This window comes from Paenibacillus sp. 2TAB26, from assembly GCF_052115145.1.
Taxonomy (GTDB): domain Bacteria; phylum Bacillota; class Bacilli; order Paenibacillales; family Paenibacillaceae; genus Pristimantibacillus.
In genome coordinates this window covers 92,926-115,941 of the sequence record NZ_JBFRGC010000002.1, presented here as the reverse complement: position 1 = coordinate 115,941, position 23,016 = coordinate 92,926, and the positions used below count along the sequence as shown (strand labels likewise).

At 40.8% G+C, this 23,016-nt stretch carries 24 protein-coding genes; 4 read left to right on the top strand and 20 right to left on the bottom strand.

Annotated elements, in window-relative coordinates; translation table 11 throughout:
• Window positions 1–55: 55 nt before the first annotated feature.
• From AB4Z50_RS01960 to AB4Z50_RS01925, 8 genes are all read right to left on the bottom strand, one after another.
• The gene (locus tag AB4Z50_RS01960; protein WP_441875015.1) at window positions 56–778 is read right to left on the bottom strand and encodes a hypothetical protein; all 723 of its coding nucleotides are present in this window, start codon (window positions 776–778) and stop codon (window positions 56–58) included.
• A gap of 169 nt (window positions 779–947) precedes the next feature.
• Complete coding sequence (locus AB4Z50_RS01955) at window positions 948–2,411, bottom strand: ABC transporter substrate-binding protein (RefSeq protein ID WP_441875012.1); 1,464 nt, start codon at window positions 2,409–2,411, stop codon at window positions 948–950.
• 66 nt (window positions 2,412–2,477) lie between these two features.
• Complete coding sequence (locus tag AB4Z50_RS01950) at window positions 2,478–3,371, bottom strand: carbohydrate ABC transporter permease (protein WP_441875010.1); 894 nt, start codon at window positions 3,369–3,371, stop codon at window positions 2,478–2,480.
• Between the two features lie 2 nt (window positions 3,372–3,373).
• Window positions 3,374–4,300 carry an ABC transporter permease gene (locus tag AB4Z50_RS01945; RefSeq protein ID WP_441875008.1) on the bottom strand — a complete coding sequence of 309 codons (927 nt, stop codon included), beginning with the start codon at window positions 4,298–4,300 and terminating at the stop codon, window positions 3,374–3,376.
• A gap of 7 nt (window positions 4,301–4,307) precedes the next feature.
• A complete protein-coding gene (locus AB4Z50_RS01940; RefSeq protein ID WP_441875006.1) occupies window positions 4,308–5,591 on the bottom strand; it encodes a Gfo/Idh/MocA family protein in 1,284 nt (427 codons plus the stop codon).
• A 48-nt stretch (window positions 5,592–5,639) separates the two neighbouring features.
• Window positions 5,640–6,725, bottom strand: a complete 1,086-nt coding sequence (locus AB4Z50_RS01935) for a DUF4832 domain-containing protein (RefSeq protein WP_441875004.1) — start codon at window positions 6,723–6,725, stop codon at window positions 5,640–5,642.
• 4 nt (window positions 6,726–6,729) lie between these two features.
• Window positions 6,730–8,031, bottom strand: coding sequence for an acyltransferase domain-containing protein (locus AB4Z50_RS01930; protein WP_441875002.1), 1,302 nt, complete (start codon window positions 8,029–8,031; stop codon window positions 6,730–6,732).
• Window positions 8,032–8,034: 3 nt separating this feature from the next.
• On the bottom strand, window positions 8,035–9,372 hold the full coding sequence (locus AB4Z50_RS01925; RefSeq protein ID WP_441875000.1) for a DUF4832 domain-containing protein: 1,338 nt from the start codon (window positions 9,370–9,372) through the stop codon (window positions 8,035–8,037).
• Between the two features lie 337 nt (window positions 9,373–9,709).
• Between AB4Z50_RS01925 and AB4Z50_RS01920 the strand changes: the two genes are divergently transcribed.
• Window positions 9,710–10,732: a LacI family DNA-binding transcriptional regulator gene (locus AB4Z50_RS01920; protein WP_441874998.1), complete on the top strand. Its 1,023-nt coding sequence runs from the start codon at window positions 9,710–9,712 to the stop codon at window positions 10,730–10,732.
• A 138-nt stretch (window positions 10,733–10,870) separates the two neighbouring features.
• On the opposite strand, the gene AB4Z50_RS01915 is transcribed toward AB4Z50_RS01920, so the two are convergent.
• Complete coding sequence (locus AB4Z50_RS01915) at window positions 10,871–11,329, bottom strand: hypothetical protein (RefSeq protein WP_339203021.1); 459 nt, start codon at window positions 11,327–11,329, stop codon at window positions 10,871–10,873.
• A 13-nt stretch (window positions 11,330–11,342) separates the two neighbouring features.
• A complete protein-coding gene (locus AB4Z50_RS01910) occupies window positions 11,343–11,645 on the bottom strand; it encodes a hypothetical protein (RefSeq protein WP_441874996.1) in 303 nt (100 codons plus the stop codon).
• 176 nt (window positions 11,646–11,821) lie between these two features.
• On the opposite strand from AB4Z50_RS01910, the gene AB4Z50_RS01905 reads away from it, so the two are divergent.
• Both AB4Z50_RS01905 and AB4Z50_RS01900 read left to right on the top strand, forming a co-directional pair.
• Complete coding sequence (locus AB4Z50_RS01905; RefSeq protein ID WP_441874994.1) at window positions 11,822–12,460, top strand: cell wall hydrolase; 639 nt, start codon at window positions 11,822–11,824, stop codon at window positions 12,458–12,460.
• A 48-nt stretch (window positions 12,461–12,508) separates the two neighbouring features.
• Complete coding sequence (locus tag AB4Z50_RS01900) at window positions 12,509–12,697, top strand: hypothetical protein (protein ID WP_076265587.1); 189 nt, start codon at window positions 12,509–12,511, stop codon at window positions 12,695–12,697.
• 95 nt (window positions 12,698–12,792) lie between these two features.
• Here AB4Z50_RS01900 and AB4Z50_RS01895 read toward each other — a convergent pair whose 3' ends face one another.
• Window positions 12,793–13,323, bottom strand: a complete 531-nt coding sequence (locus AB4Z50_RS01895; protein ID WP_441874992.1) for a DinB family protein — start codon at window positions 13,321–13,323, stop codon at window positions 12,793–12,795.
• 193 nt (window positions 13,324–13,516) lie between these two features.
• Between AB4Z50_RS01895 and AB4Z50_RS01890 the strand changes: the two genes are divergently transcribed.
• Window positions 13,517–14,434 (top strand): poly(ethylene terephthalate) hydrolase family protein, encoded by a 918-nt coding sequence (locus tag AB4Z50_RS01890; RefSeq protein WP_441874990.1) that lies wholly within the window; start codon window positions 13,517–13,519, stop codon window positions 14,432–14,434.
• A gap of 128 nt (window positions 14,435–14,562) precedes the next feature.
• Here AB4Z50_RS01890 and AB4Z50_RS01885 read toward each other — a convergent pair whose 3' ends face one another.
• From AB4Z50_RS01885 to iolC, 9 genes are all read right to left on the bottom strand, one after another.
• A complete protein-coding gene (locus tag AB4Z50_RS01885; RefSeq protein ID WP_441874988.1) occupies window positions 14,563–15,342 on the bottom strand; it encodes a class I SAM-dependent methyltransferase in 780 nt (259 codons plus the stop codon).
• A 342-nt stretch (window positions 15,343–15,684) separates the two neighbouring features.
• Window positions 15,685–16,545 (bottom strand): aldo/keto reductase, encoded by an 861-nt coding sequence (locus tag AB4Z50_RS01880; RefSeq protein WP_441874986.1) that lies wholly within the window; start codon window positions 16,543–16,545, stop codon window positions 15,685–15,687.
• Window positions 16,546–16,590: 45 nt separating this feature from the next.
• Complete coding sequence (locus tag AB4Z50_RS01875; RefSeq protein ID WP_441874984.1) at window positions 16,591–16,929, bottom strand: ArsR/SmtB family transcription factor; 339 nt, start codon at window positions 16,927–16,929, stop codon at window positions 16,591–16,593.
• A 275-nt stretch (window positions 16,930–17,204) separates the two neighbouring features.
• Window positions 17,205–17,639, bottom strand: coding sequence for a hypothetical protein (locus tag AB4Z50_RS01870; RefSeq protein WP_441874982.1), 435 nt, complete (start codon window positions 17,637–17,639; stop codon window positions 17,205–17,207).
• A 588-nt stretch (window positions 17,640–18,227) separates the two neighbouring features.
• The gene (locus AB4Z50_RS01865) at window positions 18,228–18,596 is read right to left on the bottom strand and encodes an iron chaperone (RefSeq protein ID WP_441874980.1); all 369 of its coding nucleotides are present in this window, start codon (window positions 18,594–18,596) and stop codon (window positions 18,228–18,230) included.
• A 560-nt stretch (window positions 18,597–19,156) separates the two neighbouring features.
• Window positions 19,157–19,456: an iron-sulfur cluster assembly accessory protein gene (locus AB4Z50_RS01860; RefSeq protein ID WP_441874978.1), complete on the bottom strand. Its 300-nt coding sequence runs from the start codon at window positions 19,454–19,456 to the stop codon at window positions 19,157–19,159.
• A 159-nt stretch (window positions 19,457–19,615) separates the two neighbouring features.
• The gene (gene iolB / locus AB4Z50_RS01855) at window positions 19,616–20,428 is read right to left on the bottom strand and encodes a 5-deoxy-glucuronate isomerase (RefSeq protein ID WP_441874976.1); all 813 of its coding nucleotides are present in this window, start codon (window positions 20,426–20,428) and stop codon (window positions 19,616–19,618) included.
• A 92-nt stretch (window positions 20,429–20,520) separates the two neighbouring features.
• Window positions 20,521–21,984, bottom strand: coding sequence for a CoA-acylating methylmalonate-semialdehyde dehydrogenase (locus tag AB4Z50_RS01850; RefSeq protein WP_441874974.1), 1,464 nt, complete (start codon window positions 21,982–21,984; stop codon window positions 20,521–20,523).
• An 18-nt stretch (window positions 21,985–22,002) separates the two neighbouring features.
• Window positions 22,003–22,998: a 5-dehydro-2-deoxygluconokinase gene (gene iolC / locus AB4Z50_RS01845; protein ID WP_441875550.1), complete on the bottom strand. Its 996-nt coding sequence runs from the start codon at window positions 22,996–22,998 to the stop codon at window positions 22,003–22,005.
• Between the last annotated feature and the right edge of the window lie 18 nt (window positions 22,999–23,016).

Genomic DNA, 23,016 nt, shown 5'->3' with positions numbered 1-23,016 from the left:
AACAATCGCTCACAAATGACAGGGACGATACTTCCCCATAATGCAAACGTTCGTTTTAATCTTCTTTAGTAAGCTTCCAAACCTTATTTGAATAAACTAACCAAACCTTGTAATCCCTAATTTCTTTTCTAAAATCGTATACGCTGTCCATATCAATGTCATGACCAATAAAGCTTACCGGTATTCTTAATTCAGCTTTGCTTTTTTGAATTTTTGACAAGTCAATCAATAATCCATCTCTTGTCCATTCTAAAAGTACCGATGATATATCCTTTGGAATATCCTGAACTTTTCTACCGGCTAGCTTATGAAGCTTAAAAGCAATCACTTTAGCTAAAAGAACTTCATAATCATATAAGTCGCTAACATAAAGCTTGTTAAACCAGCCATCATCATGTGCAAAATAAGCAAACCTCAGCTTTGGTATATGATGCAATGGCTTACCCATATGGCCAAAAAACAATAATTCAGCGATTTGATTGTTGCTTAAAGCATTTAAATCCTCTTTTTTGGAGAAATCTACCCAACAAAAATCTCCATAGTCATACACGTTTTCTTCAATTAATTCATCCAATCCTTGCTGCAAAACATAATGAAGTCTAGAATGCCAATTCGTCTGTACGTTATGAAAATCATGTTTAAGAAGTATAAGGTTCTCCGGCCTATTCTGTACACAGTTCATAAATTCATGAAATTCGATTCCATAGGAGCAAAAATAATTCTTCTCATGCTCACCGCTCACATAAATTAAATCCCTAATTTTCTTACTTTTCTTCATTAAATTTACCCCTCAAAAGGAAAGAATGGTTCCTATTTCTATAGTACTACATCCTGCATAGGCGTTACTCAAAACAATGCAAAAACCCCGACCTCTTTTAAGGTCGGGGTTTCACATCACTTACTTTTACTCCTATGCCAATGCTATGAATTTAAAATATAATATCTCTTTATTTACTAGCCAAAAACTCATCCAACTGGCGCTGAATCTCAGCTACGTATTCATCAATCCCTGCTGCTTTTAGCTTCTTAATCGCTTTCGGATATTCCGTTTCAAAATCGACAAAGCCTGAACGTATAGCTGCTAAGTCCTTGCCTGCCACTTCTTTTAGGGCAGTCTCAATCAATTTTACTTTCTCATTATTAAATCGGAAGCCGAGTGAAGCGGAAGTTACTGCCTCGTCATCCCACGTCTTATAATGATCAATTGATTCTTGTGCTACGTCTGGTCCAAACAATTGATAATTCTGGTTTCTAAACATCCATTCATAGAAAAACTCATTTGCAGTCAGCTTTTTGATTCTTCCATCTACAATCTCGTAATCTTTGCCTTCAACGCCATAGAGCGCTAATTGATAATTTTCTTTGGATTTATAAATCCAATTCACGAATTTTATCGCACCCTCTGGATTAGGAGCCGTTACCGGAACGCCAAGAACTTCTCCTCCTGTTGCAGTAATATAACGAGGTTTCTCCGGTGCCAGAAGATAAGTTTTCACTCTAGCATCAGGTGCATTTGCTTTTATTGCATCTATAATTTCCAATTCTTTGCCTAGCGAGCCTTCAACCCATAAGTATAAACCTGTCTGCATGCGAGAATCCCGTTCATTGTATTTGATAGTCAGATCCTCTGAATAAAGCCCTGCATCATACATGCTGCGGTTAAATTTCGCTACTTTTTGGAAAGCTTCTGATTCATAATAGCTATGCGCTTTTTTGCTGTCTTCGCCAAATACGATTAAATCTTCTACTGCAATAAAGTTATACTGCTCTTCTGTAAAATATCTGGTGAGAGGTTTAAAGACAATATCAGCTGGCCCTTTCATTTCCGGAAACTGTTTTTTCGCTTTGGTAGCAAAATCTTTTAAATCTTCAGCTGTTTTTATTTCGTTCATACCAACAGCCTCTAGTATATCCTGACGAACAGCTACCAGTTGATACATGGCTGATGACGGAGCATACGCCGATGGAATACCATGAATTTTGCCGTCAATTACCGCACCCTGAAACTGTTCCATCGGCAGCACTTTGAGCATATCCTGGCCATACTGCTTAATTAGATCATCCAATGGCATGCTTTGCTTCTTATTCACAATGGTAGAAAGGTCGGGAAGGCCATCCCAATAAAGATCAATCGGTTCATTTGCAGCGAGCATAATATCTTTTTGCTCCCAGTACTGAGACCATGGCACAAAAATAACTTTCAACTTTAATCCAAGATCGGCTGCCATCTTCTCTGAAAACTCTTTTTCAAGAAATTCAGTCATACGATCACTTTCGTCCCCCGGGTACAAGATGGTAAGTGTTTCGAGCTTCCCCTTTCCTCCAACCTCTTCCTTGTTGCTACACGCTGCTAGTATTGAAGTAGTAACTAGCATTAAAACCAAAAAGATAAGCATTTTACTGGATTTCATTGATAACCCTCCCTATTTAATGGTTAATGTATGTTAGGCCTAGATAGGCTACAAACCATGTATCGCTTATTCCTTTACTGCGCCCGCCATAATGCCATGAACGAAATACTTTTGAATAAAAGGAAATAGGAAAATAATAGGACCAATTGTAATTACGGTAATTGCCATCTTTACGGTTTCTGCGGGCAGCGTTATGTTGCCGGAAGCCCCTGAGGGAATACGGCCAGAGCTGATCGCATTAACGTTGGACAGGATATTGTAGAGATAATATTGCAGTGGAAATAGATCTTTATCGTTGATGAAGATGAGTGCATTCCACCAATCATTCCAATAATTCAGCGCATACATTAATCCCACTGTGAGAAGAGCAGTCTTGCTTAAAGGAAGAGCTACTTTCAAATAAATGGTGAAATAATTAGCTCCATCCATCTCCGCCGCTTCGTATAAAGACGGTGAAATGCTAGAAAAATACGTTCGCAATAAAAACATATTCCATACGCTAAAAATAGAAGGAAGGATTAACGCTAAAATACTATTTTTCAAACCGTAATAATTCACGCTAACCATATACCACGGAATCAAGCCGGCCGAGAAAATAATCGTAAAGTTGCTAATGAATGCGATAATATTGCGGTATCTCAGCTTTTTTATAGAAATCGAGAATGCTATCATACTTGTAATCAGCAATGCGCTTACCGTACCAATTACAGTTACAAAGATGGTTACGCCATAAGATTTCAATATCTTCATGCCACTATTCACATAGATATATTTATACGTATCCAAACTTGGACTCAGCGGGATAATGGAATAACCATTTTTGACAATGGCCTGCTCAGATGAGAAGGAAACACTTAAAGTCAATACAAGCGGGTATAAACATACGAGTGCAAATAAGCCAATAAAACAGTACGCCAAGCTCTTTACGAGTCTATCTCCAAGCAATCGATTAGTTTCCATTATTAAAATAGACCCTCTCCATCGTTTATTTTCTTAGCCGATTTGTTAGCTGCAGAGATTAGAATTAATCCCATTAGAGACTGAAATAATCCGATTGCAGTCGAATAAGAAAAGCCCAACGTACGCATAGACTGGTAAACATAGGTATCTATTACGGTAACCTCGTCAATGAGTACCGGGTTATTACCGACAATGCCGTATATCATACCAAAGTCACCATAAAAGATCCGTCCAACACTTAGTAATGTCAAGACAATGATCGTTGGTTTTAGCATAGGAATCGTTAAGAAAACAATGCGCTGAAGCTTATTCGCGCCATCTACTTTCGCTGCTTCATACAAGCTCCCATCAAAGTTAGCCATTGCAGCCATGTAAAGAATAGAGCTATACCCGCTCCACTTCCAAACACTTGATAGAATAATGATCCATTTCCAATACTTCGGTTCTGAATACCATCTAATCGGATCTGCCCCAAAAAATTCCAAAATATTGTTGGCAACACCTACATCCGTTGAGAAGATTCCATAAAGAATAGCGCCCACTACAACCCACGATATAAAATAGGGAAAAAACATCATGCTTTGAGCAATCCGTTTAAACGATTTATTCCGTATCTCGTTTAAGAAAACAGCGATACTGACTGGAACAATAATGCCTAATATGAGGCTGAAAAAGTTAATGTATAAGGTGTTATAGGTAACCTTCCAGCCCATGCTATTTTTAGAGAAAAAGTAAGTGAAATTATCAAGACCAACAAATTTACTGCCAAATATGCCGTCAACTACATTAAAGTCGGTAAATGCCATCCATATTCCTGCAAAAGGGATGTAGCTGAACATCATTAATACAACAAGCGCAGGCACGCACATGAGATACAATATTCTGTTTTTCTTTATCTCATATAAGAAACCTTTCACAACTGAACTCATTACATCACTACCTTTGCATCGTTATCGAGCGGCTATCGCGTAATGTTTCATGCAGCTCTTCCTTTAAATGATCGATATCAATTACCGTACCTGTAACCCTTGCTCTCTCAGCTGCATAGGCCATAATGTGACTTTCTACTGATCTATCAATGGAAGATCTGCTGTTGCTGTCCTCATTTTCTAAATTGTCCAAGAAATCAATCATCAGTCCTGTATCCCCGCCATTATGTCCGCCATTCATGGCAGCTGGCCGGATCACGGTGTGCTCATATTGTTCAGACATATTGGATGTGAACCGCGTTACTTCAATGATATTTAAGCTGTCATCACCTCTAATTTCTCCATGCTCGCACATAATTTTAAGCGTACGATACATCTTATTGGTAAAACCACTTAAATTAAAGGTGACCGTTATGCCGTTTTTGAACTCAATAATGGATGCTTGATGGTCACAAACATTATTATCAGACCGATAAACACAGCGTCCATAAGGGCTTGTTTCCAAAGCTTTCAATAATCCCTCTTCGGTCTGATCCACCGAAATCGTTGTAGCCGGCCATTGGCCTCTGATTGGAAGATAAGCTTTCCTGGCATCGAAGCGGCAATCTGCGGCAACTTTACAGTCTAGGCATCGATCAGCGCTATTAGCTGGTGCATTCTCTTCTTTAAAATAAGTCAGGTCCCCATAGGAAGAAATCCGCTTCGCATCGCTGTCCACAAGCCACGCCAATATATCCATATCATGACAGGATTTCTGCATAATAATTGGACTCGCTAGGTCGCTGTTTCTCCAATTCCCCCTTACAAAAGAATGAGCCATATGATAATTTCCGACGTTTTCATTATGCTGAATGGTTATGATCTTTCCCAGTTCATTGCTATCAATGATTTTTTTTATTTCTGCGAAGAAATTTGTATATCGGAGCACATGACAAACGATAACTTTGCGACCTTTTTCATTCGCTTTTTGTTGTATTCTTAAACATTCCTCCGGACTTGGCGAAATTGGTTTTTCCAACAGAATGTCATAACCAAGATCAAGCGCTTCCATCGTTTGCGTATAATGGTCTCTGTCCATCGAAGAAATAATAAGAGCGTCGCAAATTTTTCCCAATCGATAAAATTCATCTACAGATTGAAATTGATTCTCCAGCGGGATGCCAAACTGATCAGCTGCAACCTTTCTTCTATTCTCATTTGGTTCAACTACCGCAACAATTTCTACTGTTTTGCTTGCGTATTCTGAATAAATCATGCCTCTTTGCCCTGCTCCGATTAATGCAAGTTTCAAATCAACTACCTCCAGCGTATGAGTTTTTATCCAAGATGCTCTCTATTACTATTCCGGCAATTTAGGATCTTCCAATGGATAATATCCTTCGGGATAATAGGTATCCCATATATTCAAAAGAGGATCTTCACTTGTGATTTCAACGTTCACAGTACCTGCCTCGTAATAACCGTCCTGCACGTTGCTTTGTATATTCAGATCGATGAATGTTCGGTCTTTGAAAAATAAGCCAAAGCTTAATGTATAATTTCCAGGCGGCATATCCGGCAATTGTATAATCTCGTTATGGACAAGATCCCCCGTTAACCATGACTCCGTTGCAGCATGGATGGGAATTTCATACGATACATCCCCTTGCACTAATTTCACCCACAAACGAAATTCACGGTAAATTTTTGAAGTCCCTGTGTTAACAAACCAGAATCGAAGCGGCAAGCTGCCCCCACTAGAAACGTTCTCTGGATATGTCAATCTTCGTAGAGTAAGGTTATATCCAAGCTCTATTTCCAGATTAGAAAGGCTTGCATGCCAGCGATGCGCCTCACGCCTACTATTAGGACCGCATACATTATCGGTAAAATGAATGACAACCGGATAACTCTTCCATACCTGCTGCAGCTTCTGTTTGGCAAATGCTTCACAGCATGTTATCCAGTTAATTTCACAACACTTTACGATCAAGCCAAACCCGCGGCCACGTCCCCTTAAGTATTGAATCAGTTTTGCATTGTGCAGATCAGCAAGAAGCGTCGTGGCTTCAAATGAATCCGTATAGGCATTCCATTCTTCCTTACCGTCAGCGAGTGTCGATATTACGACTCCTGCAAGTCGACTATCTGAATCTATATAACTGCCAACTTTTCTTATAAAAGCCGCAAAACAATCATCAGCATGGCCTTTCACCCATAAAGGTAAGTCCGGTTTGATCCTAAGTATTGGATTTGTTGCTGTGTTAAGTGCTGCCTTCAACTGTTCGAGTTTGTATTCCCCTCTAGTCGGCTCTAGTTCATTCCATGAATAAGAAACATATTGAAAAGCACCATTTCTTGATTGAGCGTCATTACTCGGTAATGGATAAGGCCGGAATTTTACGGTTTTATACTTCTCGTAGTTTTCAAGCGAATATTTACCCATCCCATTACCTCCTCTGTAAATGGCAGTCAACGGTATTAAAGAATTGATCAATATCCGCATCTGAAATATAGGGCTTGTTTCCAATCTGTTCAATTTCTTCCTTCAAAACAATCATACTTAAAGTGTTAAATCGCGCTCCCGTCTTCATATAAGCTGCAGCAGCTCTTTGCAACGAGGTTTTGTATTGGACATCGTTCTGGACAGGATCTGCCTCCCGATCTCCAAAGGCTTCATAACGCAGCATGCTGTCCCCTTCAAATGTGGGATAATTATAAAACTGCCTTTGAACCAATACGATATTGCTTTTTTCATTGTCCAATATCAGCGATAATCTCGTATCATAAAGCCAGCTTGCGCTCCAGAAGCCTTTTATAGCTAACTCCGGAAAATAGTTACCATATAATTCAATTGCGAGTGACATCGAATGTTTCAGCCTTTCGGGTGTATAGCCAGGTCCAGATGGAATATGCAGCGCTAATAGGGTATCTCCTCTCTGAAGAACCGGTTCCCATTCCTTCTTTACTATCGAAGTTGGTTCTCTTTCAACGTAGCCCATTGGATTAATCCGATTAGCGATAATGTGATCAGCATTTTCCTCCCATTTCGATGTGAAATGTCCCCCAGGATCAAATACACCATTGATTCCATTCCTTTGCCCATCGCTGCGAAACTCTTCTCCCGCATGACGAAGTGCAATAACCTCTTGCGTGTGAACATGACGATACATGGTAAAAGGATCTTCAAATCGATAAGGTATAAAGAGAAATCGATCTAATCGAAATATTGAACAAGTATAAAAATTCAAATCCCACGGAAAGTCACTGACTTTAGAATCACCGTATGCCACTAATTTTTCCAACTGAGCTTTAAGTGGCTGATGAGGAATATTCTCGTAATATGGTTTAGGAATTCCGCGCTTTTCCACCATTTCCATAGAAGGGACAACACAAGCAAGCAGCAAAAGAAAGGAATATAGATCACTATATTGCTTCATACATCCCGGAGTCATATTCGTATAAAAATCTTCATCACAGCGATTGCGCAACGAGCACATGTCATCTACTAAAAAGGCCGTGAATAGAAATAATATTTCATCCTTTTCTATCGCTTCAATTCCGCCAACCAGCCACTGTTTGGTATGCTCGGGAAGTTGATATTGCTCAAAAATTTCATTTAAAAACTTACGTGGAATGAGTATAGTCTTGTTACTCGGTTCGTAGCTTTTATATTTGCCTTCTAAACCTTCTGGAAGATAATCAAATTTGCAGTACGCAGCAGCCGTTTTAAAATCCAACCGTATCGACATTCGTTACTGATCCCCTTTTATCAAAAGTTTTCCCATCTCGTAATAGCCGTCCGTATTTCCTTCAATCGCCAGCTTAACATTTCCAATCTCTTGCACACCTGTTTCTATACCAATTTCTAAACGATACTCTCCTGCTGGCACATCGCTCGGAATCGAAAAACTCTCTTCCCAAGCAATATCTTCGTCCGGCAGCCATTCTCTTATATCTTCTTTGCTATAAAGTGTATAAGTCTGATTATTGCTTGTTAGCTTCAATACAAGCGGATAGCGATTATAAATAGGTGCGACCCCAACATTAGCCCACAAAGCAGCAACATCTAGATTCCCGCCTGCCTCAACTTCAGCATCATAAGTGAACTTTCTTAATTCAAAGCGGTAGCCCATCTTGTTTAGCCACTGCTTCACATGATCTTTCCAAGGCTCCGGTACGATTGTCCCTTTGTTGTTGAAGGAAGAAATATGCCATTTGAGCGTTTCTTGAATAATGTAATCAATATCCCAGCCCTGAATATACCAGTCATTCATATGCCAGCATGCTTCAAATAAAATCGGAGCTTTCTCCCATGCATTTTCCATTTTAAAGTTCTGTATATTCTGAGGGTAAAAGTCGGTCATATGTGACCATCGTTTGCCATGAAAACCGCCCATATCGCCTAGACAATCGACACGAAAGCCTACTTTGGCTTTGCGATCCGTTATGATCTTCATTGAAAGTGGATCATGTAAAAGCGCTTGCAAAGGTGTAATTTTAAAACCATCCAAATAAGCATCTGTAATACATTGAATGGCCTCTGGCTCTAAAAACTCCGTGCCTCCGCCTTCCCCCCATGCTCCTACAATCGTCAAATCTATAGAGCTTATAACGGGATGCCCGTCATACTTCTTTGCAAAAGCTTTTATAAAATCAGACCAATACTCCACATACCTCGTTGTCTCAGGATCTACTCTCCAAAAAGGAAAATCGGGCTCCTCCGGACTTTCCGCTCGAAACCATTCCGGTATATCATCTTCTTCACTTAGTGCATATGGCGAACAACGTACCACCGCAGTACATCCCATGGATTTGGCATACTCTAGCTTCTCCTCAAGCACTTCCCACCTGAAAACACCTTTTGCAATTTCTATATCCCTCCAGCGAGCACTGCAGAAATAGACTTTGCTATCCGGATGATTGTATGTCCTGCTGTCTTGCGTAAATTTATATTTCTCTTTCTTTTCCCCTCTATTGTCAAACACATCGCCGATGTCATCCATTAAACCAGGTGCTGAAGTAAAACCAATGCCAGGATTGCTTAGTAAGCTATCCACGATTATCGGATACACGGTCATCGCTTTATTCATGTCTCATCATCTCCTCACTAGGTATTCTCTTTAAATAAACAACATTTGCTTTTTTGTTACGTTGTGTGTTACGTTATATATGCAGTTTGTTTAGTAATCTTATTGTGCAATTATAACATTTCTAACCAATCCTGCAAGAGGAAATTACATCGTTCTCAAATAAAATTTAATGTGAGACTACGCATCATTCGTATGTTACTATATAGTTTAGTAGGCATACATACTGATAAATCGGTATGAACGTAATTTTCACGCAACAAAACATAAAAGCGCTAATGACGAATCACAACGTAACGTAACGATCATTAGCATTTTCAAAAGGAGACTATGCATAGCTATGAGTACGATTAGGGATGTTGCTAAATTAGCGAATGTGTCCACGGCTACCGTATCTAGAGTTTTAAATAATGATACGAAGTATAAAATCACAGATGAAACACGAGAAAGAGTCTGGCAGGCCGTTACACAGCTTAACTATAAAATTACTGATAGCCCCAAGCATCAAGCAGCAACGAAGGATCATTCAGCAAACAAAGCTCAAGTCAAAATAGGGTGCGTATTAAGTGTGACAAAAAACAAGTATAACGATCCGTATTTCATGTCTATATTATCCGGTGTAGAAAAGAGATTGCTTCAATCAGGTTACAATATTGCCTTTATTCGAACGGGTCCTGAATTAGATGACAAGAAGATTTTGTTTAACACGTTTAGTGAATCGATTACAGGGCTTATCCTAATGGAATCCTTAAATAGCGAAACATATGAATATGTTCGCAAGCAGGTACCTCATATTGTTGGCATCGATACAGAACGCTGGGATATTGATAATGTAGGTTATGACCATTACAATGTTGCTTCTCTAGCCGTCAGCCATCTTATTGAAAAAGGACATACGAATATTGGCTATATAGGTGGAAGCGGCTTAAAAAGCAACTTAAAAGAAAGCCGGCGCTATCAAGGTTACTATTCCACCATGCATGCTGCTGGAATGAGTGTTAATCCCGAATGGCTTATTGATTGCATGTGGGATGAGGCTGTCTGTATCGATAAAGTCAATCATTTATGCCAAACAAACAACTTGCCTACTGCCTTCTTTGCTGCCAGTGATTTGATGGCTATGGCAACCCTTAACAGCTTATATAACAACGGGATCTCTGTGCCTGATGAAGTGGCTGTTATCGGCCTATCCAACATTGAAGTATCCAAATACTCCAATCCGCCTCTATCAACCATTGATGTGCCGACCGAGGAAATTGGGATGGTCGCCGTTGACTTATTATTAGAACGAATGAATGGGAATAGCTTGCTGCCGAAGAAGGTTATTTTACCTACACATTTGGTCGTTCGCAGCTCTACTTAATTCACATTAGAAAGAACAAAAGCAGCCCCTCCTCTAACGAGGAAGAGCTGCTTTTTGGCGTTTTCACAATTGCTGCATCAATACTAAAAAAGTCTAATACGATGCATACCAATATGGCTGTATTTATTTAAATGCTCATTAATTGGACGGAATGATCCGAATATCCTTATCCAAATTGGCTAGCATCATGTAATTGTGATTGAAAGTAAAGATACGTTTTACCTGATAATAGGACATAGTCACAGCGGTTAATGCTTCGCTGAGAGAGAATCGGAGCTCAGGCCTGTCGATAAGCAATCTGCGCGATTCCCCCTCAAATTCAGGGCCGCTGGAGATGACCGCCAGCTTGCCTTTACTGACTGCCTTATCAATTGCATTTAGAAAATATTCTGCCTGCTGATAGCTGTATTCATTACGAAGCCATTCGTGAAGATCAAATAAAATAGAGTTGGTCGTTACATAATTACGTTCAAGATCATGCAAATCCAAAAACAGGGAACGAGCTTTCACATAATGAGGGTCCTCCGGGTTCATCAATGCAGCAAAAGCTGTTTCATCCAAAAATATTGTATCTTGTACATTTAAGTGGTTATCCATCTGTCAGCACTCCTTAATCCTCTAATTTGCAAATACCATCCAAATACAAAAGCGGGTTATCTTCCTTCTGGCCCGTCGTGATCGGGGCTATTTCGTATGGAGCGCTTGCCAAGTATTGGACTAAGATTCCATCGATAATCGCTTGCACGGTCGTATGCTGCTTATCGGCGATTGCTTTCAGCTCAACATAATTTTGTGGATTGAGTTCTATGATAGCTTTTTCTTCTTCTTCATTTCTTGAAGAAATAAGCTCGGAAGCGGTAGACTTCGCTTTTTCGAATTGATTTTGAATGAAGCGTTTGTAATTATTCACCATCGTTATTCACTCCTTATGTATTGCTTTTATAAGGTTTCGTCGCGTTTTATTGATTTCAGGGGGGCGTGTAAATGAGAAAATCTTAACAAGATTATCCTATTCATGCTGTGCTAGAATAAACGCTCAATGCCATCCAATCATTACCTATCATTCGCATCAGGAGGGATTTATTCATCATGAACAGATTTTTGACTCTATTTGTCCTACTCGTACTAGTTACCGCAGCCGTATCAAATCACAAAGTTGATGCTTCACCCGTGTTGAAACTTGGCAGCAAGGGACAGGACATTACAGATCTGCAATTTCGGCTTCAAACAATGGGTTATTACAATTTGCCCATCGATAACAGTTTTGGAAAGGCTACCCGCACTGCGGTTCAATCCTTTCAAAAAAAGAGCGGTCTCCAGGGTGACGGCGTTGTAGGTCCAAAAACATGGGCGAAGCTCAAAAAATTGTCGGTCAACAAAAAGGAACTTTCCATGCTCGCACGTGTCATCTATGCCGAGGCTAGAGGAGAAGAGTATAAAGGCCAAGTGGCGGTTGGGGCAGTTGTCATGAATCGGCTTCAGTCTTCAAAATTCCCGAACACAGTAAAAGAAGTCATTATGGAGCCCAATGCGTTCTCTGCCGTAAAGGACGGTCAGTACTGGCTTATTCCGAACCAAACGGCATTCAAAGCCGCTAAAGCTGCTGTAAAAGGGAATGATCCCACTGGCAATGCGCTGTTCTTCTTTAATCCGATAATTACCAATTCGGCTTGGTTCAAGACGCGTACAGCCACTAAGAAAATAGGCAGTCATCAGTTTACACTTTAGGTTTTGCCGATATTGAAGAACGCCTATCGAGAACAGGAGAATATAGGAATGCGCATGGATACGAAGGAAAGGCATCAGGCTAGGGTTGAATTGGTCATTGATATTATTAAAGGAATATTTGAAAAAGAGACGATTTCGGAAGCTCTCAAAGAGAAATTAAATCAAATGAGTTATGATGATTTAGGAGATTTTGTTTTGGATATCGCCAAAAACCGATCTCTTGATAAAATTGAGTAATGTAAGGCTACATCAATAAAAAGAGCAAACGCTGCAGCAGCGTTTGCTCTTTTTATCTTTACAACGCACAAAAAATGATGACTGTGGTTCCCCCATTATTTAGACTGCGAATTGTCACCATACCATTTCCTAAGCAAATTAATATGAGCTTGATGATAGCGGCTATGGTCAGCCATATGCCACAAACCCCAACGTATCGTTGCACGCTTTTCATTTTCATGTCCAAAAGTAACAATTTTATCTAGATCAGCCTCTGTTAATTGTGCACATGAATCATTTAACATTTTTAATACATCATCATATTTGGTCATTAGTGTATTCAAAGATATCCCTTTGACCATAGGAAGTCTATTATTTTCATCTATCATGGGGCCATATAATTCCTTTAATGACAGTGGAAGTGGTTGCCCCTTTAATCTATAAACCCAATTCAGATCAACATACATGATGTGTTTGATTAACTGAGCAGTACTATTAAAACTGTGATCAGGCCCCTTAAAATCCACTTCTTCTTGTGACATGCCGCCAGTAATTAATTGCAGCCGTTGATTATTCTCTTTTACAGCGGAAAATAACATTCCCACAATAGGTGTCATATTCGCTTCACCCTTTAAATCGTAAAGCATTCTAGTTCATCCTCCCTAGCTTAATAAGAACTGCGAACGGTTTGATGTGAAAATTAACATTGCCGATAAGCATAGAGTATAATAAAACTACTAAACAACTATGAAAACTAATAAGGCTCATCATCATGAACATCCGGCATTACACCCTGACATTCGGATAACGTACACGTTAGTCATAGCGAGAGGAGATTGTATGCCACAAATTAAGAGAGTTCTCAGAAGCAAATGGCTATTATGGACGACCGGCATTGTTTTAATTATGATTATTGCTTTCTCTACGGTGTCCTTTCTGTTGGTGAACTCCGTTTCTGCTGCTTTTGAGACGGGCAGCGTGGAAGAGAAATATGCATCATCTGGAGAATACGATGTAGAGACGAGCGAGATCTTAGACGAACATGGTGAAAAGCTGTATAAAGTCTACTCCCCAAAATCACAAGATTCGATGCATCCTCTCATTGCTTGGGGCAACGGAACAGGAGCGCTGCCTGAGCAATACGATGAACTTTTTAACCATTTAGCTAGTTGGGGATTTGTAGTTATTGATACTTTTAGTACAACAACTGGGACAGGAAAAGAAATTGTTGCCTCTATTGATTATATGTTAGCACAAAACGATATGCCCGGCAGCCCATTCTATCAACGAATTCAAAAAGATCAAATAGGTGCTGCAGGTCATTCTCAAGGCTCCACAGGTGTAATAAACGCCCACACCAACTTTGAACATGGCGCTCTCATCAAGACGGTTGTCTCAATTGCGCTCCCGAAGCTGAAATATTGTGATCCAGAGGATGTTTACGACACATCCGCAATAAAGGTACCTTTTTTTGTAATGAGTGGAACGCGTGATTTTATTATCTCCCCTTCATCCTCCAACAAAGTAGAGATTAGTAAGTCAAATCCACATATTCCGGCAATGATGGCGATGGCAAAAGGTGCGGCACATACGGCGATTGAACAAGATGGCGGTCAACATAGAGGATATCTGACCGCATGGATGAGATATCGGTTAATGGACGATTCACAGGCTATGGCCGCCTTTATGGGCAAAGACGCTGAGATTTTAAAGAACCAACGCTGGAAAGATGTTTATTCAGCAAACATGCAGCAATAATAGCTGTCATAGCGAATGAGCGTTCATACACCGTTCAAATAAAAAGGCTGCCTCAAATCGTAGTTAAACCTACTTGACTTGAGAGCAGCCTTTTTCTATTTATATGGGGACGTTTACTTAAGAAATAATTATGAACGGATCGCTTGAATATATACAGATTCTCCGTTAAATGAGGTAAGTCTGCCAGGTTCATCAGTTTGGATAGAGAAAAAATCTTTCATCTCCTTTGGGGTTTGCAGCATTTTTGTCTCAAGTAAAGCCTGCTCCGCTTCTGGAAGATCAGACCGTTCACACCAATCTTGGAATTTAAACGGTTTGGGAAAACAAACCATTATTTCAAGGCGAAACCCGCTATTCTCCAGCAGGTTAATCCATTCAGACTTTTTCCAGGCACGAACATGGCTAGGGTCCCTTTTCTTTTCAACCTGATTGTAAAATTCATCAAACTTATCATTCTCAGGAGCAACATTGTCAATTAGAAGCAGCTTGCCGCCCGGCTTAATGACGCGGAATGCTTCTGAAGCGAAAGCAGGCACATTTGGAAAATGATGCGCTGCAATACGGCAAGCTACCAAGTCAAAGGAAGCATCGGCAAATGGAAGCAGCTCGGCATCCCCCTGTACGAAGTCGACGTTAGAATGTCCATTACCATGAATAAATTCCGCTGCCTTCTCTAACATCTGTTCTGTCAGATCATAAGCAATCACATGGCGGACGAGCGGTGCAAGCGCATTGGCCACATGCCCGCCTCCTGTTGCAACGTCAAGTACCTCCATCTCCTTGTTGGCTTGGGATGACGAAACAAGAAAAGCCAAATCTTCGCCTTTGGCATGGCGGCTGCTTGTTACATATTTTGCAGCATTTTTTCCAAATTGCTTCTGTACTTGATCTTTTATTGATTCTCCCATTGCTGCTCCTCCTCTTATAAAAAGAGTATTTTGTTTCATTGTACGAAACACCATTTCATAATGTGAAACTACTTTCAATTTATCATAAGTTCCTGAGGTTGTAAATGCTGCTTTTCCCGTCCATAATGTCAGAAGAAAATAAAGTGTTAGACAGGGCTTGGCCATTATGAACGGATAGCATAGTTGTTAAATAACTATGGATAATTATTATATTAAGGAACGTCAAATAGCCCTCACATTATCATCAAGTTGAGGGCTGCTCTATGTACCTAAAGGAAGGATTCCTGACCTTTTTTTGTACTTGTTCCTGGCGGGAGCAAGTTTCCTTTCCATTTCTGACATTTATCTCATAAATAGCTTCATCGTCTTAACATAAAACGGATTAACCATGTAGCCGGTCGGGTTTACTGAATGCCTTTTGCCCGTGTTTAATTGATTGATTTTTTCCATTTCTTCCACGGTTAATTCAAAGTCGAATATCTCGCTGTTTTCTTTTATCCTTATGGGGTTTGAAGATTTAGGGATCACAATAATCCCCCGCTGCAGATGCCAGCGCAAAATGACTTGCGCCGTCGACTTTTTGTGATGTTGGGCGATTTCGACTAACTCCGGACGCTCCAGTAGTGCTTTATTGCCTTGCCCCAACGGTCCCCAGGCCTCATGCGAAATTCGATTCTGGACAAGATAATCGTGCAAATCGTTTTGTGAAAATTCCGGATGGGTTTCGATTTGGTTAATCATTGGCGAAATGCTGGAATGCTTCATGAGATATTCAAGATGATTGATCTCAAAATTCGCAACGCCAATAACTTTGATTTTGCCTTCGGAGTATAATTCCTCCATCGCCTTCCATGCTTCCACATAATGAGGACCGGCAAAATGAATCAGGTACATATCAAGATACGCCACATTCAGTTTTTTGCAGGTTTGTTCAAATGCTATTTTCGTCGCTTTATAACCGAGATCCGTCGTCCACACTTTTGAGGTGATAAAAAATTGTTCCCGGGGGATTCCACTTTTTTGAATCTCTAGGCCGAGTGCTTCTTCGTTCCCATAAATTTTAGCCGTATCAAAATGACGATAGCCGGCACGGATCGCCTCACGAATAGCCCTTTCAAATTGTTCCCCTTTTTTTATTTTATACACTCCAAAACCCAATTGGGGAATTTTGATACCGTTCACTGCTTCGATTACCATGTTCATTCTGGGGTTCGCCCTCCTTGCTTTATAAAAAGTAATCCTCATGTGTCATTCGCATTGCGAAAGCAGCATCTCGATTTCATCCACAAGATTTTTCAGCAGCTTGAGCTTGCTTGTGACGTTCAGACGATAATAATTCATGGTCCCTTCTTTACGAACACTAATAATTTGCGCATCCTTCAATAATCTTAAATGATGGGACACAGCCGGACGGGATAGATGGGTTTTCTCCTTAATCTCTCCCACACGCATGCCAGGATCTTGTTGTCCTTGAATCAGGGTCATAAGAATGGCTTGTCTGGTTTCATCTCCGATTGCGGTCAGTACCTTTTGATTATTTTTAAATTCGTTTGCGAGATTAGCTGTGATTTCTTGGTTCACATCCACCCCCCCTTTCGAGATTCAAATGTTTAATTCTTTGAACAGATAAAGAGTATCACACCTTCCTTTTCCGACGCTACATCGGGAAAGAAAATCGAGACGCTTGATTCAACAAATTCAGTCCAAGACTTTATTTTCTTCGAACACATAAAGCAGCTCTATTTTCTGCCATGTACTCGTAGAAAAAACAAATGCCAACCAAGAACATCTGGTTGGCATTTGTTTCCCTTATAATCCCGTATTTGACTTCTACAATCTACATACTAGAGAGCTTATACGAGTTAAGTCCGCTTCTTATATCTGTTTCTAACGAGAAAGATCACCAAAATGGCTAACAAACAAATAATGATCACATTTCTCACTAAACCTGAGTAATCAGTATTCTCTCCTTTGAATTTACCATCCCTGTTTGCTTTTATAAACTTCCCATCTTTATGTTGAACTGCGATCGCTTCATCTGTACTAATACCTTTAATTGAATAATATTTAGTCCCCTTCTTATATGAGTTAGAGTAATTGCCAGTATAGGTTGCCATATCTGAATATACAGTGACATGCCCAATCTTTTTATGTATATCCGTTACATACTCATCACTTATTACATAAACATAACCATGCCAAACAACAAATTCATTTGCCCATGAAGTTGCTGATAAATTGCCTGGAAATAATAATGAAGTGATCAAAATAAAGAAAATTAAATGATTTCTCCTCATACAATACCTCCCTTTTAAAAAATCAATCGTTTCAAATTGATTACTTTAATTTCACGGCTGTCCTCCAAAAAGGGCAGCAATTAAGTATCCAATAAACATAAAAATAAAAACACTGATGGTCATTAGTGCATTGGAGATCATTCCCCATTTACTTCTTCCAAGCAGCCCAAATAAAAATCCTATAGGATTTATTAGAAAGGTGAGCAACCACAATTTGTACATATGCTCAAATAAAATATCAGTCAACCAAGCTGACAGTCCTAAAAGTACACAGATAAATGATAAGACAATCCAATTTTTCTTCTTGATAATTGCTCCCCTCCAATACTCCCACTACGAATGAATTGACAACAAAGTTGTTTTGTACCATATTATACCTTATCTTAGACAATTACTTCCTCCTATTTCTATATTCCCGTTGAAACATGAAAAAAAAGCGTAAGCACATTTGTGCCTACGCTCTTGCTCGTGTCATTTATTTTAGTTTATTAAACACTGGTTTTCCAATTAATAAATATATTTCATTTCTGTTTTGATAACCCTGAATATCCCGAGTGCGAATAAGCTATTTTCATGTTAGGCTTTATACTAGCGCCAAAAAGTCGAACAGTCTGCCTTATCCAAAATATTAAACTCGATTATTTTCTCAAGTAATAAGAAATCGACCGGACTAGCCCATGGGATACGTATCAACTCCTTGGTGTTGTCATAACCTGATTGCACAATCTCCTCAGAAAAATGATTAATGCCTGCTTTTTCAGGAGCAACAGCCATATGTTGTTTGGCTACGCTAAAGCCAATAATAAATGTGTCGTGATCGGTAAACATAGGCTGCTTCCAGGCGATTTTTGGCTTTAAATTTGGAAATTTCTTAGTTACCCAAGTTAAAACTTCTTCCGCTCGGCTCCGATGTTGTGGATTTACGATAGTTGCTAAATACTCTTCAAAAACTTCCATGTTGTGCCCTCCTAAAAATAATAAGTTATCTTTCAGAGAAGTCTTTCAACCCCATTCGTCGATAAAACTCCTCATAGAACCTCTTGACTTATTGAACAAGAAACTGTCTATCTCTTACATTCTGGTCCATGATAAGGTCGATTTTTTCACCTTACTTAGATAAATGGCCAATTGCTTTTAGATTCCATAATGATTAATTAATTGATTTTAGTCTGAGACTTACAATAAGCTAGTTATGTTTATTCTTCTACAATTGTATATGTATAATCGGAAAATATTTTTTTGAGGTCTTTCAGGTTTTTCATTTTATGCTCCTTGCCTACAGATTTCTGATTGCGCTAATAATTTCGTATATTTTCCATACTTGAAATATTCGCGAAGAAGTTAAACTATCCTGCATATTCGTTTTATGCAGTCGTCAGAACTCCATTACTGGACTTTGTCCATCTGTAGGGTTTCAAGCAATCGGACAATATCATTATCCTGTCATGTACTCTCTATAAATGCTTAAAGAGGATGCATTTTTGCATCCTCCCTATTGACCATCAATATTTTAAACCTTATTTTTCAAGAAAACCTGTAGAAGGGTTCGTTATGAAGAAACCTTCTTCCGGCACATAAAAATATTGAACCCAAACCCCGTCCAATAGCGGTTCACGTTTATCTAATACAATTTCAATGTCTTTGTCTGTTTTTACAATTTCATCATGTTCAGTAGGTGTATCCAGCTTAATATCATAATGACCATGATCTCCATGATTCTGAGTTATAAAAACACGAATCATCTTCCCTTCTGCTTCATTACTGCTCAACATCTTTTTTAAAACATTTGCTGCATTTCGATTAATTTTGCATTTCATGCTTTATGTCCTCTATTCTTTTTTGACTTACTGTAATAATATTAGTTACAGAATGGGATGTCAAGTTTTGAGTAATCGAAAATTGAAAGAGAGCAATGCCATCATTACAAATGGCATTGCTCTCTTTCTAATGTAGCATTTTAATCCTCGTTATATATCTTATCGTGGCTTCGGCATCAGCCAAGCGTGATCCGGATCGTTATAAAACTTCCAAATACGAACTGGCCCCGCCATTACGTTCAAATAATATACATCATAACCTGGAGGAGCAGATACAGGATGGTAGCCCTTAGGTACAAGGACAACTTCACCGTTGCCTACAGTCAACGTCTCGTCCAGTGAACGGTCGTCGGTATAGACACGCTGTACTGCAAATCCTTGCTCTGGCTGAACTTGATAAAAATAGGTTTCTTCCAGAAGTGATTCCTCAGGCAAAAAATCACGGTCATGCTTATGCGGAGGAAAACTGGACCAATGACCGGCAGGCGTAAACACTTCTACGACAAGCAGACTGTCTGCATCTGCGGTTTCTGGCAAAATATTATGAACGAGCCTCTGCGTACTGCCCTCGCCACGATTTTCAACCCCAACATGACCAGGTTCGATCAATCTTGCTGCGTGCGTACCGATGCCGGGTGCCCAGCATACAGCAATTTGCAGGTCAGTTAATGCGGTAATCGTGAACTTATCATCAAATGGAACATACACGGAATAAGGAGGAATTTTCTCAAAAACATTCATCCGGCGACCAATGCTCTTCCAGTCTGACTTCTCTGTGGAAACGTCAGCCTTTCCTCTAAGCAGGACAACGCAAGCTTCCCGCTCCTCTGTCAGACGGCTAAGTGATTGTCCGGCACCTAACGTAAACACTTCAAAACCAACATATTTCCACCTTGCAGATTCTGGAGTAATCCGAAGCGTATTACCTTCCTGATCCGGAGTTTGGTTCGGTTTTACAATTAGTTCACTCATTTTCAAATGCCTCCCTTCGGGTATTTTGATCCATTGTCCATACATTTTAACAGGAGGATCAGAATCAACCGATCCTCCTGCTAACGAGCCGCTTACCAGCGGGAAGTGACCATTTTCTTCCTCGTAAAAAACTCGACACCGTCTGAACCGTTAGCATGCAAGTCACCGTAGAACGATTTCTTCCAGCCAGAGAAAGGGAAAAATGCCATTGGGGCAGGTACGCCCAAATTCACACCCAGCATACCAGCGTCGATCGTTTCACGGAATTGACGAACATGACTGCCATTTTGAGTGAAAATGCACGCTCCATTTGCTAGTTCTGAACGATTGGCAAGTTCAATCGCCTCTTCCAGCGTATCCACGCGGACAATCGACAGAACGGGAGCAAATATTTCGTCCTTCCAAATTTTCATCTCACTCGTCACATGATCAAAAATTGTCGGGCCGACGAAATACCCTTCGCCATTTGATGCCGCATCCGTACGTCCATCACGGAGCAGTACCGCTCCCTCTTCTGTACCTGTCGCAATATAGCCCAGCGTACGTTCCTTGTGCGGACCGCGGATGACCGGCCCTAGAAAAACATCTTTATCCATGCCATTACCAATGATTAGCTTATCAGCTGCCGCGACCAATTTATCAATCAACGTTTCGGACGCTTTCCCAACGGAAACGACGACAGCGCATGCCATACAGCGCTCGCCCGCAGAGCCAAATGCCGCGTTGATGATTTGAGTCACCGCTCCGTCCATATCGGCATCCGGCATGACGATGGTATGGTTCTTAGCGCCGGCAAGCGCCTGAACCCGTTTCCCTTGCGCCGTTGCGGTTTTATACACATATTCCGCGACGGGCTGGGAGCCAACAAACGAAATCGCAATGACGTCCGGGTGCTCAATCAGACCATTTACGACATCATGTGAGCCATGTACAAGATTCAGCACGCCATCCGGCAAACCCGCTTCCTTAAACAGCTCCACCAGACGATTCGCAAGAAGCGGCGTCCGCTCGGAGGGCTTCAGGACAAACGTATTGCCGCAAGCAATTGCAAGCGGGAACATCCAGCAGGGTACCATCATTGGGAAGTTAAACGGTGTAATTCCGCCCACAACCCCAATCGGATATCGGAACATGCCCGACTCCACATTTGTAGCGATGTCTGGAAGTTGTTTTCCCATCATGAGCGTTGGCGCCCCTGCAGCGAATTCAACACATTCAATCCCGCGCATCACTTCCCCGTGAGCATCTTGATAGTTTTTCCCGTTCTCCAAGGTAATGATCTGCGCAAGCTCTTCCCAATGTTCAACTAACAGCTGTTGGTATTTGAAAAGAATTCGAGCACGGCGTGGTACCGGCGTTTTACTCCATGTTTTAAACGCTTCTTTCGCATTTCGGACAGCTTGATCAACTTCATCCTTAGACGACAGCGGAACGTAAGCCAAAATTTCTTCGGTTGCTGGATTAAACACAGCTTCTGTCTTGCCTGAAGTCGAGGCGATCCATTCGCCTCCAATAAAATTCGATAAAGGTATAAGTGCTTGCATTTGGGTCATCATTGTCGTTCTCCTCTCCAACTACGCTTGTTTGGAAGAAAGCATATATTGTTCAATCTGCCCCACTGTCGGCATGGCGTCCGAGCAGCTATGACTGGAAATAACAATGGAAGCTGACGCGCTGCCGAATGTCATACTGCGGCTGACATCCCATCCTTGCATAAGTCCATAGATGAAACCAGCTGCATACGAGTCGCCGGCTCCGAATGTCTTGATAACCTTAGCCGGGAAAATAGAACCCCGCTGTGAGCTGCCGTTTTTGCCATAAGTAATCGATCCTTCTTTGCCGTGCTTGATGACGACGATCTCGGCGTGGTAACCGAACCATTGCGCCGCAGTTACTTCGTCGCTGCGTTCGGTGTTGCCGTCGAACCGCTCCAGCATATCGAATTCCTCGCGTGTCCCAATAATAATATCGCTCTTTTCCGCTGCCAAATGATAATAAATGGCCGTTTCCTCGGGAGATGCCCACGAATATGGCCGATAATCGATATCGAATATCACCTTCGTTCCGTGTTTACGTGCGTAACGAAGTGCAAGAAGCACCGCCTCGCGGGATGGACTCTGTGCCAGCGCCGTACCGGATACGAGCAGCACCTTGCTTCGCTTGATCAACGATTCGTCAACTTCTTCAGGCGCGAGCAACAAATCTGCCACATTGCTGCGGTACATCAGTATGCTGCAATCCTCTGGGCTTTTGATCTCTGTAAAAGCAAGTCCGGTAACCGCTCCGGTCCGATCCGTTGTGACACCTGAAGTGTCTATGCCGTTATTACGCAGGTATTGATCAATAAATCGGCCCATCTGATCATCAGCAACCTTGCCGATAAACGCTGTTTTCATGCCTAATCGCGACATACCGATGCAGATGTTGGCCGGTGAACCGCCCACATATTTGGTGAAAGTCATCGTTTCTTCCATAGGACGATTGATTTCATTGGCATTCAAATCAATGCATATGCGGCCGATTGCTACAAAATCCAAATCCTTATCACCCGCAAAAATAATCGTATCCATCATATCCCTTCTTCCCAA

Coding starts and splice junctions, on each gene's coding strand:
- AB4Z50_RS01960 (WP_441875015.1), bottom strand. CDS start 778: ATGAAGAAAAGTAAGAAAATTAGGGATTTAATTTATGTGAGCGGTGAG.
- AB4Z50_RS01955 (WP_441875012.1), bottom strand. CDS start 2,411: ATGAAATCCAGTAAAATGCTTATCTTTTTGGTTTTAATGCTAGTTACT.
- AB4Z50_RS01950 (WP_441875010.1), bottom strand. CDS start 3,371: ATGGAAACTAATCGATTGCTTGGAGATAGACTCGTAAAGAGCTTGGCG.
- AB4Z50_RS01945 (WP_441875008.1), bottom strand. CDS start 4,300: ATGAGTTCAGTTGTGAAAGGTTTCTTATATGAGATAAAGAAAAACAGA.
- AB4Z50_RS01935 (WP_441875004.1), bottom strand. CDS start 6,725: ATGGGTAAATATTCGCTTGAAAACTACGAGAAGTATAAAACCGTAAAA.
- AB4Z50_RS01930 (WP_441875002.1), bottom strand. CDS start 8,031: ATGTCGATACGGTTGGATTTTAAAACGGCTGCTGCGTACTGCAAATTT.
- AB4Z50_RS01925 (WP_441875000.1), bottom strand. CDS start 9,372: ATGAATAAAGCGATGACCGTGTATCCGATAATCGTGGATAGCTTACTA.
- AB4Z50_RS01920 (WP_441874998.1), top strand. CDS start 9,710: ATGAGTACGATTAGGGATGTTGCTAAATTAGCGAATGTGTCCACGGCT.
- AB4Z50_RS01915 (WP_339203021.1), bottom strand. CDS start 11,329: ATGGATAACCACTTAAATGTACAAGATACAATATTTTTGGATGAAACA.
- AB4Z50_RS01910 (WP_441874996.1), bottom strand. CDS start 11,645: ATGGTGAATAATTACAAACGCTTCATTCAAAATCAATTCGAAAAAGCG.
- AB4Z50_RS01905 (WP_441874994.1), top strand. CDS start 11,822: ATGAACAGATTTTTGACTCTATTTGTCCTACTCGTACTAGTTACCGCA.
- AB4Z50_RS01900 (WP_076265587.1), top strand. CDS start 12,509: ATGCGCATGGATACGAAGGAAAGGCATCAGGCTAGGGTTGAATTGGTC.
- AB4Z50_RS01895 (WP_441874992.1), bottom strand. CDS start 13,323: ATGCTTTACGATTTAAAGGGTGAAGCGAATATGACACCTATTGTGGGA.
- AB4Z50_RS01890 (WP_441874990.1), top strand. CDS start 13,517: ATGCCACAAATTAAGAGAGTTCTCAGAAGCAAATGGCTATTATGGACG.
- AB4Z50_RS01885 (WP_441874988.1), bottom strand. CDS start 15,342: ATGGGAGAATCAATAAAAGATCAAGTACAGAAGCAATTTGGAAAAAAT.
- AB4Z50_RS01880 (WP_441874986.1), bottom strand. CDS start 16,545: ATGAACATGGTAATCGAAGCAGTGAACGGTATCAAAATTCCCCAATTG.
- AB4Z50_RS01870 (WP_441874982.1), bottom strand. CDS start 17,639: ATGAGGAGAAATCATTTAATTTTCTTTATTTTGATCACTTCATTATTA.
- AB4Z50_RS01865 (WP_441874980.1), bottom strand. CDS start 18,596: ATGGAAGTTTTTGAAGAGTATTTAGCAACTATCGTAAATCCACAACAT.
- AB4Z50_RS01860 (WP_441874978.1), bottom strand. CDS start 19,456: ATGAAATGCAAAATTAATCGAAATGCAGCAAATGTTTTAAAAAAGATG.
- iolB (WP_441874976.1), bottom strand. CDS start 20,428: ATGAGTGAACTAATTGTAAAACCGAACCAAACTCCGGATCAGGAAGGT.
- AB4Z50_RS01850 (WP_441874974.1), bottom strand. CDS start 21,984: ATGATGACCCAAATGCAAGCACTTATACCTTTATCGAATTTTATTGGA.
- iolC (WP_441875550.1), bottom strand. CDS start 22,998: ATGGATACGATTATTTTTGCGGGTGATAAGGATTTGGATTTTGTAGCA.